Raw genomic sequence first — 14,495 nt, 5'->3', positions numbered from 1 at the left:
ATCGGGTCTGTGAAGCCCTCACGATCCGAGTCGCGGCGGCCCACTCGAGGTAAAAACGCGGCCTGTCGAGGACAGAGCAACCGGGATAGGGGACCGACGCACGCAACATCCGCAGCCCGCCGGATGTGCGGGTTTAGCTGTGGGATAACTGCTCTTTTCGCGGCCGTTCGAGGCAGGCCCGCGCCGAGCCCGGTCCATGCTTGCGAGGGCCGGTGCGCTCAGTGAATCCCGCGTCGACGCGGCGCCGCAAGCCGAGCAGGCGCAGGGTTCGCGGAACGCCGCCAGTGGCCGAAACGCCGTGAATGGTCCGCATGCGGGACAGCTATATTCGTACATCGGCATGGTATTCCTCGACGTTTGAGACGATAGAGCGAAAGGGGCGGCCGGCGGCCGCCCAGAGCGGATCGGCTGTCATGCGGCGGGCTTAAGGATGACCTTCGTCCAGCCATCATCACGCGCATCGAAATGCTGATACGCGGCGGGCGCCTCATCGAGTCCCAGCTCGTGCGACACGATAAAAGAGGGTTTGGCGCGCCCGGTGAAGATCAGGTCGCGCAGTTGTCGATTATACGCCTTTACATTGCACTGACCCGTTCCGATCGTCTGCCCCTTGAACCAGCACAGGCCGTAGTCGAAGACGATCTCGCCCTGCTTGTAGAGAGGGTCCTGCGGTGCGGGATCCTGCGGAACAAAGACACCGACGACCCCGATGCCTCCGGTAAACTTCACTGACTTCACCAGGTCGTTCATCGTCATGTTAGGATGCTCCTGGCCCTCTGGATCATGAGCTTGGTAGCCGACGCACTCGCAGCCCCTATCGGCTCCCACGCCGTGCGTCAGTTCCATCACCCGATCCACCGCCGAGCTCTTGGAATCATCGATGGCAATGGCGCCAATTGATTCCGCCAGCCGCAACCGATCGGGATGACGATCAACGACCATGACGATACTGGCGCCTTTGATCATGGCAGAATGGGCAGCCATAAGGCCGACCGGTCCGGCTCCATAGATAACGATCGACTCGCCTGGGCAAAGTCCTGCCAGCTCGGTGCAGTGCCAGCCGGTGGGAAAAATGTCGGCCAGCATCACATAGTCATTCTGCCCACTCTTGGTCGGCGCTAGTAGCGACACTTCCACTGTCTGGTAGGGGCTAGCCTACCTGCCCACTTCGGCGGTGCAGCTTGTAGGCAAGCACGTCGGCGTGCTCGATTTCCGGCGTGCCCTCGAATAGCTCGGGGGATCGAGCAACAAGTGCGCGTCCGACCTTGCCAGCAAGATGGGTAAGACGCCCCGCATCATCCGGAAAGGTGTCGAAGATGGCAAAGTCTTCCGGGCCGAAGCGCACAGCGTACCACGTAGTGGTGTCGCGCTCCTCGCTGACCGCTTCGAGGCCGCTACGTAGGAAGGCCTCCACCTCGTCGCCCTTCCCCTTTTTTACTCTGAGGCGGACGAACAATCCTTTCGCAACCCCGTCAGCCGGCGCGGCGGCTTCACGTGATGTGTCGCGGGCAATGTTTTCCATGTAAATATCCTCCGTTGTATGGAAGGCTTCTCATGTTTCACGGCACCAGGCACTCGCACATTCCCTAAGGAACTCTACGCGGGCATCAACATCGGCATCTTGTCGTCTTAAGACCTCAGGGCAGTAGCACGTCGAGTTTGATCCAATGTGCCATTTACAGGCACCCTGATCTCGAAGCATTTGGACTCGGCTGCATGCTGGATGAACACTCCATTGGCCGACGCGACCAGTCGCTTGACCAGTGACAACCCAATACCGGCCGACTTTTCGCCGCGAGGTACCGGAAATGGAATGCCATCGTCATCCACCGTGATCGCCGCATGGTGCTGATCATAACGGCGAACCGCTATTCTGATGTGGCCTGCCTTCCCTTCTTCGAAAGCATGTTTGACAGCATTGGTCGCGAGTTCGTTCACCACGAGTGCCAGAGTAGCGATGTGCTCTGGTGGTAATCCATGCACTTCATACTCGATCTGCATCGAAATCAGAATTGAACGTGGTTCAGCCTGGCTCAGCAGGACCGTACATACCTCTTGAAGAGCGCCCTCTAAGCTTGGAGGACGCCGCTGGGTAAGTTCTGTGCGGGCACGGGCCAGTATCGCAACGCGAGCCATGGCGTCTGCCAGTGCGTCGCGGGTTTCGGAATTCACTGCACGGCGGCTCTGCAAAGATAGCAAGCTAATGACGAGCTGAAGATCGTTGCTGCATCGATGATAGGTTTCGCGCAGCAACAGATCATCCAATGAACCTGACTGACCGGAAGAGGACGGGCCTGCTGCCTTGTTCTGAATCATTCGATGTTCCACCGGATCGGTCGAGGGTCCAACAGCGAAGTGACATTGAGGCGGGCTGTGGGTTACACGAACAAATGAGTGCGAGGTTGCGCCACGGCGCTCGCCCAAGCCAACGCATCGTTTCTCTTCGGGGGTCGTCTGAACACTCGGACGAATACTAGGTAAGTTTCCGCGTCTTTGCGCCCGTTGCGGATGGTGCGATGCCGGCCGCAAGCGCAATCTGACCCAGTTCGGTTACGCTGCCGGCTCCCAGTTTGCTCATCACCTGAGACCGATGCAGTTCAACAGTTCGGGGACTGATGCCGAGTGCCTTGGCGATGATCTTGTTGGTGCCACCATCTACAAGCCCGCCTAGAACCTCGCGCTCCCGCGGCGTCAGGCGGGCAATATGCGCATTGGCCTCCTCGTTTCGCGCTGCCGGCCGCGAAGCCGCATGGGCTTCTGCAAGGACCGCGCCTAACTTCTCCCGCAGCCCAGCCTCTTCGCTGAACAAGATGAAGTCGACCGCACCGGCCTTCATTGCTGTAACGGCTGCATCAGCCCCAGCCGCGGCATCATCCAGTGCAATGGTCGGCAAAGCGATTGAGCGTGCCTTGAGCTCGCGCAGAATAGAGAGGCCGTCCTCTCGCTCGCTGCGGAGGTCTACCAGAACAGAGCCCGACGCCAAAACTGGTGCTATGTCGAGGAAGGCGCTAGCACTAGCGAAGATACGGGCGTGATAACCATCCATACGGACCAGACGTGCAAGATTGCGCGCTTCGGACTCCGTGACGCTAACGATATAGACCTGCCGGCTATCCTCTTGTGTCAGGTCCTCGGCAATGCCGCCGATGCGTGTAATGACGCCACGGCTGTCACGGATCGGGAAACTGGTATCCCGCAACCAGCGCATTGCGTCGTCTTTCGGTCGCACGATGCGGTATTCATATTGCGTGACCTCGCCGGCCATGACGCTTTCAAAAGCGCGCAGCACGCCAGAGCGATCATCAGGATGGACGCCTTCCATCCAGGTATCGAGGTTATCTGGTGCTTCATCCATAGGTTCACCCCAGATCCGTGAAAAGGCAGCGCTGCGGTAGACAATCGCCCGCGATTTCGTCTCGGCGATCCAAAGCAGGTTGCTGCTGTTCTCGGCGAAGCTGCGGAATTGCGCTTCGCTCTCTCGCACGGCGGCCTCAGTGCGACGTTGCTCGGAAACATCGATGGCGGCCCCGATGAAACTCACCGCGCGATCGCTTCTAAATTCCGTCCGACCCGAAGTCGCTATGTGGCGGGTAATGCCGTCGTCCCGTCCGATCACGCGATACTCAATTGCATAGCGACCATCTCCCGCCGGATCAACGCAGGCGGCGATGGCTTCCTGAACACCGAGAAGGTCGTCCGGGTGGATACCTGCTTCGTATACTGACATATCAACCGGGTCGCCCGGCGAAAGCCCCCACATCACATGTAGTTGCTCGTCCCAGTCAAGTACGCCCGTTACGGGATCCCACCCATAAATGCCGAGGCCGACCAGCTCGGTTGCGGCACGCAAACGCGCTTCGCTCTTTTCCAAAGCCTCTTCGATAGACCGCCGCTCGCTGGTGTCTCGCGACACGCCGACGACGAGTTCAACTGATCCATCAGCAGCAAAGATCGGACCCCAGCGATAGGTAAAATAAGCGGCATGGCCTGTAGGACTCTTAAAAAACATTTCATCCTCGACCGTCACAGCGTCCCTGAAGATGCGGTCGATGTGATCGTTTAGATGTGCTGCCAGCTCGGGCGGATAGTCTAGATCGTCGAAGGTCCGGCCAAGCATTTCGCTTGCTGTCAGCCCGAACAAGCCGAGCATGAACGGATTGGCATACACAAATCTGCGGTCAGCATTGAATGCGTAGACGTGGTCAGGAATTGATGACAGCGTCGCTTCGAGAAAGCGTGACTGGCTGGCATATTTAGCAGCGGCCGCCTCAATTTCTTCTCGCGCGCGTTTGAGATCATCGATGTCCTGCACGACGACGATCGCTTCGTCGCTTTCGGTGTCGTCGCGGCGAAATGGAACTGCGCTGACGCGCATCCAGCGCTCGGGTCCATCGCCGCCCGCGTAAAGAAAATCAACGCCTGGGATCACGCGTTCGCCACGTAAGGCGCGCGCTCCGGGATAGTCGCCTGGACCGATTAGTCGTCCGTGTTCGTCGTATCCTCGCCACAGGCGGGTTTCCGCAGGCTGTCGCGAGGGTAGACGGTCGAGACGCACATAGTCCCGCAAGGTTTGATTGGAATCTATCAAACTGCCGTCGCTTCCATAGACGCCGACTCCCAGGGGCAGGTTCTGCAGAACGGAGGCGAGGAGCATGCGCTCGTCCTGCAACGGGTTTTCTACAAGCTTGCGGTCAGAGGCGTCCTGAGCGCTAACGGGTGATCGGTCATTCGACACATGCCAGCCCTCCTGCGGGCAAGGTGCCGGCAGGGAGGCGAACGTGCGTGGACAAGGAAAGTTCCTTAGTGATCTAACTTATGGAACTCAGACGTACCAAAAGTTAAGCCGGTCAAATTCAACTTGGGGCTGCTGATTAGGCAATTTATTCCGAGCGGGCTCCCGATGGGCGCATCGATGCGCCCTCCTCCTGCTCGCAACACTAGATCGAAACTTCCCGACGGCGAACGGGGGACGGATTGGGACGTCTTCCGCGGATCTCCAAGACAGCTTCGCCGCCGCTCTCACGATTTACACAGCGTCGGCGTCGAGACGAACCCAGATGTCGATCGCTATGCAAATCAGCGATGTCAGTGAGCCACTCGTCCGCCTCGTGGGGCCGGTGCTGGGATACGGCATGGACGAAATTGACTGCCGCCGACCGCTGATGAAGCCGCACGCCCCCAATTGATGATGCGCGGAAATCTACTCATCACGGACGAGCCGTTGATCGCTGCGTCTTGAGAACTATCTTCCCTCGACGCGCAGCTGCAGGAAATCCGATGACGAGACGACCTAATGATGATGCAGTCGCAGCGATCGAGATGCTTGATGGCGTTGTTCGCGTTAGAGGTGGACGGGAACATAACCTCAAAAACGTCGACGTCGACATTCCACGCGATGCACTTGTCGTCTTCACCGGCGTCTCCGGGTCCGGAAAATCGTCGCTCGCATTCAGCACGCTCTACGCCGAGGCCCAGCGCCGCTACTTGGAATCTGTGTCTCCCTATGCTCGCCGTCTCTTCACCCAGATGAGCGTACCTGACGTCGACCAAATCGAAGGCCTCCCGCCCGCCGTTGCTCTACAGCAGCAACGTGGATCGCCGACAGCACGCTCCTCGGTCGGAAGCGTGACGACCATCTCAAACCTTCTGCGGATGCTCTATTCACGGGCAGGCACATATCCGCCGGGTCAACCGCACCTTGATGCAGAATCGTTTTCACCAAACAGGCCTGAGGGCGCCTGCCCGCAATGCCATGGTCTCGGTCGCATCCACGAGGTAACCGAGGCGTCCATGGTGCCGGATCCCTCTCTGACCATCCGAGAGCGCGCGGTGGCGGCATGGCCGTTGGCATGGGGCGGGCAGAACCTGAGAGATATCCTCATCACGCTCGGCATCGATGTCGACACACCTTGGCGAGAGCTTCCGGAGAAGACCCGCCATTGGATCCTGTTCACGGACGAGCAGCCCGTCGTGCCGGTCTATCCGGGTCTCACGCACGATCAGGTGAAGCGTGCCATAGCACGGAGGGACGAGCCTTCTTACATGGGGACGTTTTCGAGCGCACGCCGGCATGTCACCCATAGCTTCGCGACGACGCAGAGTGCGATGATGAAGAAGCGCGCTGCCCGCTACATGATCAGCAGCGACTGCCCGCTGTGCGAGGGCAAGCGGCTGCGCAAGGAGTCGCTCTCGGTGAGGTTCGAGGGTCTCGACTATGCCGAGATAAGCAGGCTGCCGATGGCGAGGTTCTCCGACATCTTCGCGCCTTACGCGGATGCCGATGCCGGGAAGCTTAAGACCATGTGGAAAGAGCATCCGGAAAAGGCGATGGTCGTCCAGCGGATCGCCGCAGACCTCTGCCGACGGATGGATGTCATCCTTGATCTCGGCCTCGGCTACCTCACGCTTGAGCGGAGCACGCCGACCCTGTCTCCGGGCGAGCTGCAGCGGCTGCGTCTGGCGACCCAGGTCGTCTCAAACCTCTTCGGCGTCGTCTATGTCATGGATGAGCCGTCTGCAGGCCTGCACCCGGCGCTGTTACGGGCGCTCGACGGGCTGAAGGCGGTCGGAAATTCGCTATTCGTCGTGGAGCACGAACTCGACGTTGTCCGCCATGCCGACTGGATCGTCGACGTAGGCCCGGCCGCTGGTGAACTGGGCGGTGAGGTCCTTTACAGCGGTCCGCCGGAAGGCCTACGGAAGATCGCACAATCCCAAACTGCAAGGCACCTGTTTGCAGAAGCCGAGAAATCTCCTGGACCTCGCAGGAAACCAGAGAGGTGGCTTCGTCTTTCCGGCGTCACTCGAAACAACCTCCGTGACGTCGATTGCGCCTTCCCGCTCGGGGCCATGACGACGGTGACTGGTATCTCCGGGTCAGGCAAGTCGAGTCTGGTCAGCCAGGCGCTCGTTGGGCTTGTCGGCGAAGCACTCGGCGCTCCGGTTCGCGTGGAAAACGATGCTGAGGACGAGGGCGCCCTGGAGGTAGAGCCGGGCCTGCCGACGCAGGGCAGGATCGAAGGCGGAATAGAGATGATCCGACGCCTCATCGAGGTGGACCAAAGCCGATCGGCCGGACGCCCCGCTCCAACCTCGCAACCTATACCGGCCTCTTCGATCATGTACGCTCGCTCTTCGCCGCTACTCCAGAAGCAAAGAAGCGCCACTACGACGCCGGTCGGTTTTCCTTCAATGTTGGCAAGGGCCGTTGCCCCCGCTGCGAAGGTGAGGGCTTCGTTATGGTCGAGCTGCTCTTCTTGCCGAGCGTCTATGCCCCCTGCCCGACTTGCCATGGCACCCGCTACAACCCGCAAACCTTGGAGATCAAGTATCGGGCTAAGAACATCTCACAGGTGCTCGGGCTGTCCGTCGCCGACGCATGGGATTTCTTCGACGACGTCCCAAGCGTTCGCGCGTCGCTGAAAGTCCTAAAGGAGGTCGGACTGAGTTACTTGCGGCTCGGCCAGCCCGCGACCGAGTTCTCCGGCGGCGAAGCTCAACGCATCAAGTTGGCGACGGAGCTACAGCGCGCCCAGAAGGGCGGCGCGCTCTATGTGCTGGACGAACCGACGACGGGCTTGCATCCGTCGGACGTGGAGAGACTGATCGCACAGCTCAACGCGCTGGTTGAGACTGGCAACACAGTAATTGTCGTCGATCACGACATGGCCCTAGCTGCAGCCAGCGACTGGGTCATCGATATCGGGCCGGGTGCCGGAGATGAAGGCGGCCGGATCGTCGCAAGCGGAACACCGGAGCAGGTTGCCCTCGCAGGACATAGCCGGACTGCACCTTATCTCACGCGCGCTCTGCCACACGATTGATTACCGCAAGGTGATGCAGGATCTCGCGCTTGGTAGCCTAACGCGGCAAACGGAGGTGGATTTACCATCCGCCAAACACATCAAAATTGGCCAGATGACCCCGGTCATCCGAGCAGCTGGCGACAATATACTAGAGCTCAAGGAGATGAAGTTCGGGTTTCCTCCCACGCAGACTCGCGGCCCGGTCTTCAACCTTCGATCAAGCGGGAACCATTTCACCGACAGTCCCCGGTGTCTTGTTCTCGCGAGCGCGTTCTTCGAGCATAAGGGGAGGGAATCCCCCAAGACGAAATACCGTTTCACGCTTATGAGCGCGCCATTGATGGCGATTGCCGCGATTTGGCGGCCCGGTCGCAATGGCGAGCCGGAGGCGTTCACAATGCTGACAATGGAGCCGGGACCAGATGTAAAGCACATCCACAACCGGCAGCTCGTCGTGCTTCACCCTACAAATTGGAAGGCGTGGATCGACCTGACTGAGCCAGAGGAAGAATTGTTACGCCCGCTCCCGAGGCGTTCGCTGAGAGTTGAGACCTGGAGAAGAGGCCGGACGATTAGCCGACCGGCGGGTCGCGGCCAGAACGCTGAGGAAGCGAGTTTCGGGATACGACGAGATGCGCGTCCTGGTCGATATCACCACGGATGATAGTATCATATCCGCATTCAGCTGATCGGAACGCATTGCCTATCCCGGCGTTTGCCGCATAAGCGAATCCTACGATGATTCGCGTTCGCGAAGGCATTTACTATGAAGATCTGTGCCTACTTTCATCTTGGATATGAGTGCGAACGGCCCATCCCAATGGTGCTCGTCCTCAAATTCGGCGGTCGAGATGCGCGGCTCTCAAAATCAAGCGCTTCTGCAAATGCTCGGTTTCATCTGCCGTGAAGGCTGCCCCACGTTTGAGCTGCCGATTTCGTTAAGCACGGCCGAGGATCTGAGCGCCAGTATAGTTAGGAAAACCAAAAGTGAGCAAACATAATATTAGATCCTGGTTGACCGATATGGACGGGGTACTGGTGCATGAAAACAAGGCGATTCCAGGCGCGGTAGAACTCATTCAGCATTGGCGGGCGACCGATACACCATTCCTGGTCCTGACCAACAACTCGATCTATACCCCCCGCGATCTCAGTGCCCGGCTGCACAACAGCGGACTGAGCGTGCCGGAAGAACGCATATGGACCTCGGCGCTTGCAACGGCCGCGTTTCTGCAGGACCAGACCCCGGAAGGCAAAGCATTCGTCATTGGCGAGGCCGGGCTGACCACTGCCATCCACGAGGCAGGTTTTATCATGACAGACACCGATCCAGACTATGTCATACTTGGTGAAACCCGGTCCTACTCGTTCGAAGCAATCACGAAAGCAATTCGTTTGATCAGCGCAGGAGCCCGGTTCATCGCAACCAACCCTGATGCGACAGGACCCAGTGCCGAAGGCGCGCTTCCCGCTACCGGGGCGGTCGCCGCACTGATCACTCGTGCGACCAGCCGCGAGCCATATATCGTCGGCAAGCCAAATCCCATGATGTTCCGGTCCGCGCTCAACAAGCTCGGCGTTCATTCGGAAGGTACCGGCATGATTGGCGATCGCATGGATACGGACATCGTTGCTGGCATCGAGGCGGGATTGCACACAGTGCTCGTCCTCAGTGGCATCGCCGACAGAGCAGAAATTGTACGCTATCCTTTCCGGCCGAAGCTGGTGATTAACTCGGTGGCGGATCTGCTCGACCACGTCTAGCAGGGTAGCGTAAACGTTGAGAATAATCTGACGTCGGGCATCGCGAGATGCACGACAGACAATTATATTGCGAACTGCACCTTTCGCTCGCCAAACATCGACAGACGTGAAACCGACGCGCCCCACTACTAGATAGGTAAATGAGCATAATTATCCGAACGGCGCCACATTGAGCGCAAAAAGTGCGTGCAGTCGCTCGGTTTGTAGAAATCTTAAGCTCGTGAAGGGAGCTGAACTTCCGGCCCGCTATTTGTTCGCGTCGATGCCAGTCCTTTCCCCTTTTTTGGTTTTGCGAGCTTAGTTCTCAACGGTCCTTATTTATGGCTCCGGACGTCTTTGCCCGACCTCCCCCTTGTAATCCAGTATTTCAGCACGACTTAGGTGGCAGTGACGGCTCGTCTTCAGGGCGCTGTCACCAAGGGTGCACAACCTTGCCCCAACGAAGGAGGATTTCATGTCTTCCAATCCAGCAGCACCGCATCTCAAACCCGCCGGCTTCAGGTTGGTCAGGGAGGTCTTGAGGCTCGCAGGCTTCCGGGAATACGTGTCGGACGCGAGTTTCCCACATGAAGCGTGACGCCTCGCTCTTCCTCTTAGGCGAGTTCCGCAGCGGTGTGACGACCGAATTGGCTCTCCTGAGTTCTCTCGGCAATCGCAAACAGTCGCCGACACGAGCAAGCCTTGATCCCCAACCCAAGGGTAGCGCTGTTGATCGGTGGCAAGATGAGGGTTGGCGTTGATGGGCATCTCGTTCCCAAACGAAGCTCGTAGTTTTGACCACAGAAATCGCTGTGTCCGTTTCACTGGATACGACGGGATGTTCGAAATCAAATTCTATCTGGCGACTGAAGTCTTGGCCTGCGAGAAGTCGCACCGAGATTCCACTGAGGCAGATTATTTGACGGCGTTCGATGAGTTGCGCCCAAGAATTCTGAAAGCTGCGACCTCTGCTTATTCCAAAGTGCGATCCAGCGCCATCACGCTGGATCTCGCGCATTTTCGTTGAGCATACCGTGATCCTGAAAGGATACGATCGTGCATCATCCAGCCAAATCAGCTCCAACGCTTCAACCAGGAACAGCGAAAACTGTGCTTGTGAGCGAATTTGCGAAAAGGTTTCGCCTCGGTCAGGTGGAGGAGAACCGATTGCGGAAGCTCCTCGGCTCCATCGCCAAGGAAATAGACCTCCTCAGAAATGCCGGCAGATAAAAGGATCGGCCCCCCACAGAGCGTTCAGCATTCTCTCGACAGGAACGGTGCCGTCATGAAGACAACAGTGGAAAGCATCGCTATCATTCGACCGTTCCAGCTTCCCGGGATGGCGCAACCTCATCCACCAGGCGTCTTCGAGCTTCAGATTGATGAGGAGCCCATCGACGTCACATGGGAGGCTTATCATACGACAATGACCTTACTCCTTAGCTCCAACGGGCGCACAGAGGCGTGGCCTGTGTCGAGGGAGGAATTCGAAAAAACGCTGGCGCCGTCTATCGCTCCTTAAGCAACCTCAAGACTCGTTACACCCGACGAACTGGTAACGGTCGAAAATTTGATCGTGCAAACCAAGTTGCCCTTGCTGTTTCCAAGATCCGGACCGACAGCGCCGCAGCGGCAATAACACACTCCGATCTCAGGTCACCCCGATCTTAGCGGCGGGATCAAGGAGACCACCATGACAATCGACCGCGCCAGTGTGAGAACAATTCTGAAGCCATGGGGTCGTCTTGATCTCGGGCCATGGGCATCGAAAAACCATCAGGATAGCCCGGTCGGCGAAATCTCGTTTGACTGTGGCGAAGAGGGAGGGCCGGACCGTCTACTCCTCCTGAAGCTCCTCTTTACAGGGGAAACACTGTCGATAGAGGTTCATCCCGATGATGCTACCGCCAAGTCGATGGGGATGAAAAGCGGCAAGAGCGAAGCCTGGTATGTGTTGGCAGCGGAAGACGGGGCGCAGGTCGCCGTAGGTCTTAAACGGCCACTGACACAGCTCGAATTCAGGAACGCTGCGCTCGGCGGATCAATTGGGGGCCTTCTCGACTGGCAGGAGGCGGCGGCCGGTGACGTGTTCTATGTTCCGGCTGGCACCGTGCATGCCATCGGTGCAGGTCTGGTCATTGCTGAACTCCAGCAGCGCAACGAGACGACGTTTCGCATCTGGGATCATGGACGTCCGCGAGAACTGCATATCGACCAAGCCATAGCCGTGGCACGGCTGGAACCGGCAAGCAGCAGGAAGCTACCACGCCATATCACCGTCGAGCGCGCCGAGCTTATGTCTTGTCCGTTCTTCACCCTCGAACGGTTGGACCTCCCTGCCGACACCGTTTGGGAGTGGACCGTGAGCCGCGAAAGCTGGGCTCTGGTCGTCGCGGGAGTCGGCACAATAGGATCGCTGACGGCGACGATCGGCGATGGGTTTTTCGCTGAAGCTGATCGTGCCGCCATCCATGTCGGGCCTGACGGAATTGTCTTGCTCATTGCCACCGCAGCGAGCGCCCCCACGATCGGGCTCCTGAGGCAGCTCCCGGCCGAAGTCGGATCGCAACCCGGTTCCGAGCTGGAAAGAGGTCGCCAAGGGCGAAGCGTCATTCCATTCCGCTCGTCAGGAGCTTCGCTATGAATCAGCTCAAAAATATCGCATTCATCGGCAACTCCCTGCCGCGCCGCTGTGGTATCGCGACTTTCACGACGGATCTGCAGCAGGCCGTTTCAAAATCTCCCGCGCATGTCGCCACGGCGATCGTGGCAATGACGGATCATGGTCAAATCTACGACTACCCGCCGGAGGTCCGTCTCACGATAGCCGATAACAACCGCCACGATTATATTCATGCCGCGGACGTCCTGAACGCCGGCAATTTCGACGTCGCCTGCCTGCAGCACGAATTCGGAATTTTTGGCGGCGAGGACGGAGATTATATCATTGCGCTGCTGTCGCGGTTGAAGATGCCGATCATCACCACGTTGCACACGGTTCTGGCGGAGCCAAGTCTCGGCCAGCGCCGCGTCCTGAACGAACTCGTCGACCTGTCTGCCAAAGTGGTGGTCATGGCGGAAAAGGGCAGGACATTGTTGTCAGAGGTCTATCATGTGCCGGCCGGCAAGATAGAGGTCGTTCCCCATGGAATTCCCGACATGCCGTTTTCGGAACCGGCAGTCGCGAAAGCTGACCTTGGCTTCGACGGGCGCTCGGTGATCCTGACGTTCGGCCTTCTCTCACCGAACAAAGGCATCGAGGTCATGATCGATGCCATGCCCTTGATCTTGGAAAACCGGCCCGATGCGGTTTACGTTATCCTCGGAGCAACCCATCCCAATCTCGTACGCGACCAAGGTGAGGCCTATCGCGAGAGCCTGGTAACACGGGTAAACGACCTGGGCGTCGAAGACAGCGTGGTGTTTCTCGACCGTTTCGTCGACAAGGCAACGTTGCTGAATTTAATCTCCATGTGCGATGTCTATGCCACGCCTTATCTCAACGAGGCCCAAATGACATCGGGCACTCTGGCTTACAGCTTCGGTCTTGGGAAGGCCGTCGTCTCTACACCTTACTGGCACGCACAAGAACTGTTGGCCGACGGCCGTGGTGTGCTCGTCCCATTCGGCGACGCGACGGCTATCGGCCGCGAGATCGCGTCGCTTCTCACGGACGACACAAGACGCGACCCAATGCGGCGCCGGGCATACCAAAACAGTCGTCCGATGACGTGGCAAAAGACCGCCGAGCGCTATCTCGCATTGTTCTTACAGGTGGCGTTTCAAAATCCCGCACGACAGCCCGCAGCACCAACGAATGTCGTGATGCGCAAGGCCCCCACCCTCCCCGAGCCGAAGCTCGGCTACTTCATGTCGATGTGCGACGATACGGGGCTGTTCCAACATGCCGTCTATTCCGTGCCGGATCGGGCGCACGGCTACTGTGTCGATGATAATGCCCGCGCGCTTCTGTTGTCGGTTGCTCTCAACGAACCTGGCGAGAGACTGTTGCCGGACGCCCTCACCGCGCGCTTCGCGTCCTTCGTGCAACACGCCTGGAACCCTGACGAGAAACATTTTAGAAACTTCATGGGCTTCGACCGACGCTGGCTGGAAGATAAAGGATCGCAGGACAGCCACGGCCGAACGCTCTGGGCTCTTGGAGAATGCGCCCGCGGCGACGCAAGCCCATCCCGGCGCACGTGGGCCGCGGCCCTGTTCGCGCAAGCATTGCCGACTGTTGAAGGTTTTGGCTCGCCACGCGCCTGGGCGTTTGCGCTCTTGGGCCTGGACGGCTATTGCGCAGCCTCCCCTCAAGACATGTTGGCCCAGCAAATCCGTTCGACACTGGCCGACAGGCTGGTGGATATCTTCCACCGTGTCGGGAAAATAGGATGGAGCTGGTTCGAGGAGAGCCTTTCCTACGACAATGCCCGACTGTCTCAGGCCCTGATCGCGACGGGATTGAGTGCTGAACGCCCCGATTACGTGGCAGCAGGGCTCAAATCCTTGCGGTGGCTGATGACGATACAGACGAACCCTGAAGGACTATTCAGGCCTATCGGCACAGATGGCTTTACGGATCGGACGGGAGAGGTGAAGGTCTTCGACCAACAGCCTCTGGAGGCGACAGCGACGATCGCTGCTTGTCATGCCGCATGGCGGGTCAGCCACGACATCACATGGAAAAAAGAGGCCGCAAAGGCTTTCGCCTGGTTTCTCGGCAGCAACGATCTCTCATTGCCAGTTGTGGATCTCGAAAAAGGCAGTTGCCGCGACGGTTTGCATCCGACGCGTCTCAATGAAAACAGAGGCGGCGAATCCGTGGTCTGCTATCTCCTCGGCCTTGTGGAGTTTCGTAAGCTTTCGCGTGCCAGCGGTCATCCTTCGACACTCGCTCCGCTTCGCGCGCTCACCGCGTAATGCATCGCAGCCTCAACTCAGATC

At 58.6% G+C, this 14,495-nt stretch carries 11 protein-coding genes and 1 pseudogene; 7 read left to right on the top strand and 5 right to left on the bottom strand.

The genetic code is table 11. The annotated features are described in order from the left end of the window. Nucleotides 1-18 precede the first annotated feature (18 nt). The 5 genes from BM216_RS31275 to BM216_RS31255 form a co-directional block, all read right to left on the bottom strand. Nucleotides 19-336 (bottom strand): FmdB family zinc ribbon protein, encoded by a 318-nt coding sequence (locus BM216_RS31275; protein WP_244530430.1) that lies wholly within the window; start codon nt 334-336, stop codon nt 19-21. Between the two features lie 75 nt (nt 337-411). After that, nucleotides 412-1,086 carry a zinc-binding dehydrogenase gene (locus BM216_RS31270; protein WP_244530429.1) on the bottom strand — a complete coding sequence of 225 codons (675 nt, stop codon included), beginning with the start codon at nt 1,084-1,086 and terminating at the stop codon, nt 412-414. A 64-nt stretch (nt 1,087-1,150) separates the two neighbouring features. Beyond that, entirely contained in the window at nt 1,151-1,522 is a 372-nt protein-coding gene (locus BM216_RS31265) for a putative quinol monooxygenase (RefSeq protein WP_210217091.1), read from the bottom strand. A gap of 107 nt (nt 1,523-1,629) precedes the next feature. Beyond that, a complete protein-coding gene (locus BM216_RS31260; protein WP_093003971.1) occupies nt 1,630-2,316 on the bottom strand; it encodes a sensor histidine kinase in 687 nt (228 codons plus the stop codon). Between the two features lie 157 nt (nt 2,317-2,473). Then, complete coding sequence (locus BM216_RS31255) at nt 2,474-4,735, bottom strand: PAS domain S-box protein (protein ID WP_143102932.1); 2,262 nt, start codon at nt 4,733-4,735, stop codon at nt 2,474-2,476. 542 nt (nt 4,736-5,277) lie between these two features. On the opposite strand from BM216_RS31255, the pseudogene BM216_RS31250 reads away from it, so the two are divergent. From BM216_RS31250 to BM216_RS31220, 7 genes and pseudogenes are all read left to right on the top strand, one after another. Continuing rightward, nucleotides 5,278-7,823 (top strand): annotated as a pseudogene (locus BM216_RS31250) (excinuclease ABC subunit UvrA). Continuing rightward, nucleotides 7,720-8,469, top strand: coding sequence for an SOS response-associated peptidase family protein (locus BM216_RS31245; RefSeq protein ID WP_093003967.1), 750 nt, complete (start codon nt 7,720-7,722; stop codon nt 8,467-8,469). The pseudogene BM216_RS31250 and the gene BM216_RS31245 overlap by 104 nt, the downstream one beginning before the upstream one ends. Before the next feature lie 323 nt (nt 8,470-8,792). Continuing rightward, nucleotides 8,793-9,569, top strand: coding sequence for an HAD-IIA family hydrolase (locus tag BM216_RS31240; RefSeq protein ID WP_244530428.1), 777 nt, complete (start codon nt 8,793-8,795; stop codon nt 9,567-9,569). Nucleotides 9,570-10,023: 454 nt separating this feature from the next. Then, complete coding sequence (locus BM216_RS35155) at nt 10,024-10,146, top strand: hypothetical protein (RefSeq protein WP_280141725.1); 123 nt, start codon at nt 10,024-10,026, stop codon at nt 10,144-10,146. Between the two features lie 162 nt (nt 10,147-10,308). After that, nucleotides 10,309-10,575 (top strand): DUF1488 family protein, encoded by a 267-nt coding sequence (locus BM216_RS31235; RefSeq protein WP_093003965.1) that lies wholly within the window; start codon nt 10,309-10,311, stop codon nt 10,573-10,575. 666 nt (nt 10,576-11,241) lie between these two features. Beyond that, entirely contained in the window at nt 11,242-12,192 is a 951-nt protein-coding gene (locus BM216_RS31225; RefSeq protein ID WP_093003962.1) for a class I mannose-6-phosphate isomerase, read from the top strand. Beyond that, a complete protein-coding gene (locus BM216_RS31220; RefSeq protein ID WP_093003960.1) occupies nt 12,189-14,471 on the top strand; it encodes a glycosyltransferase family 4 protein in 2,283 nt (760 codons plus the stop codon). Before BM216_RS31225 ends, BM216_RS31220 begins: the two co-directional genes overlap by 4 nt. Nucleotides 14,472-14,495 lie beyond the last annotated feature (24 nt).

The organism is Rhizobium sp. NFR07 (assembly GCF_900111905.1).
GTDB lineage: Bacteria > Pseudomonadota > Alphaproteobacteria > Rhizobiales > Rhizobiaceae > Neorhizobium.
Note: the sequence above shows the minus strand (reverse complement) of the source record. Positions and strands in the feature narration are given on the sequence as shown.

What these genes read in the sequence shown, in the direction of transcription:
- BM216_RS31270 (WP_244530429.1), bottom strand. Translation starts at nt 1,086, where the DNA reads ATGCTGGCCGACATTTTTCCCACCGGCTGGCACTGCACCGAGCTGGCA.
- BM216_RS31260 (WP_093003971.1), bottom strand. Translation starts at nt 2,316, where the DNA reads ATGATTCAGAACAAGGCAGCAGGCCCGTCCTCTTCCGGTCAGTCAGGT.
- BM216_RS31275 (WP_244530430.1), bottom strand. Translation starts at nt 336, where the DNA reads ATGTACGAATATAGCTGTCCCGCATGCGGACCATTCACGGCGTTTCGG.
- BM216_RS31245 (WP_093003967.1), top strand. Translation starts at nt 7,720, where the DNA reads ATGAAGGCGGCCGGATCGTCGCAAGCGGAACACCGGAGCAGGTTGCCC.
- BM216_RS31220 (WP_093003960.1), top strand. Translation starts at nt 12,189, where the DNA reads ATGAATCAGCTCAAAAATATCGCATTCATCGGCAACTCCCTGCCGCGC.
- BM216_RS35155 (WP_280141725.1), top strand. Translation starts at nt 10,024, where the DNA reads ATGTCTTCCAATCCAGCAGCACCGCATCTCAAACCCGCCGGCTTCAGG.
- BM216_RS31225 (WP_093003962.1), top strand. Translation starts at nt 11,242, where the DNA reads ATGACAATCGACCGCGCCAGTGTGAGAACAATTCTGAAGCCATGGGGT.
- BM216_RS31265 (WP_210217091.1), bottom strand. Translation starts at nt 1,522, where the DNA reads ATGGAAAACATTGCCCGCGACACATCACGTGAAGCCGCCGCGCCGGCT.
- BM216_RS31235 (WP_093003965.1), top strand. Translation starts at nt 10,309, where the DNA reads ATGGGCATCTCGTTCCCAAACGAAGCTCGTAGTTTTGACCACAGAAAT.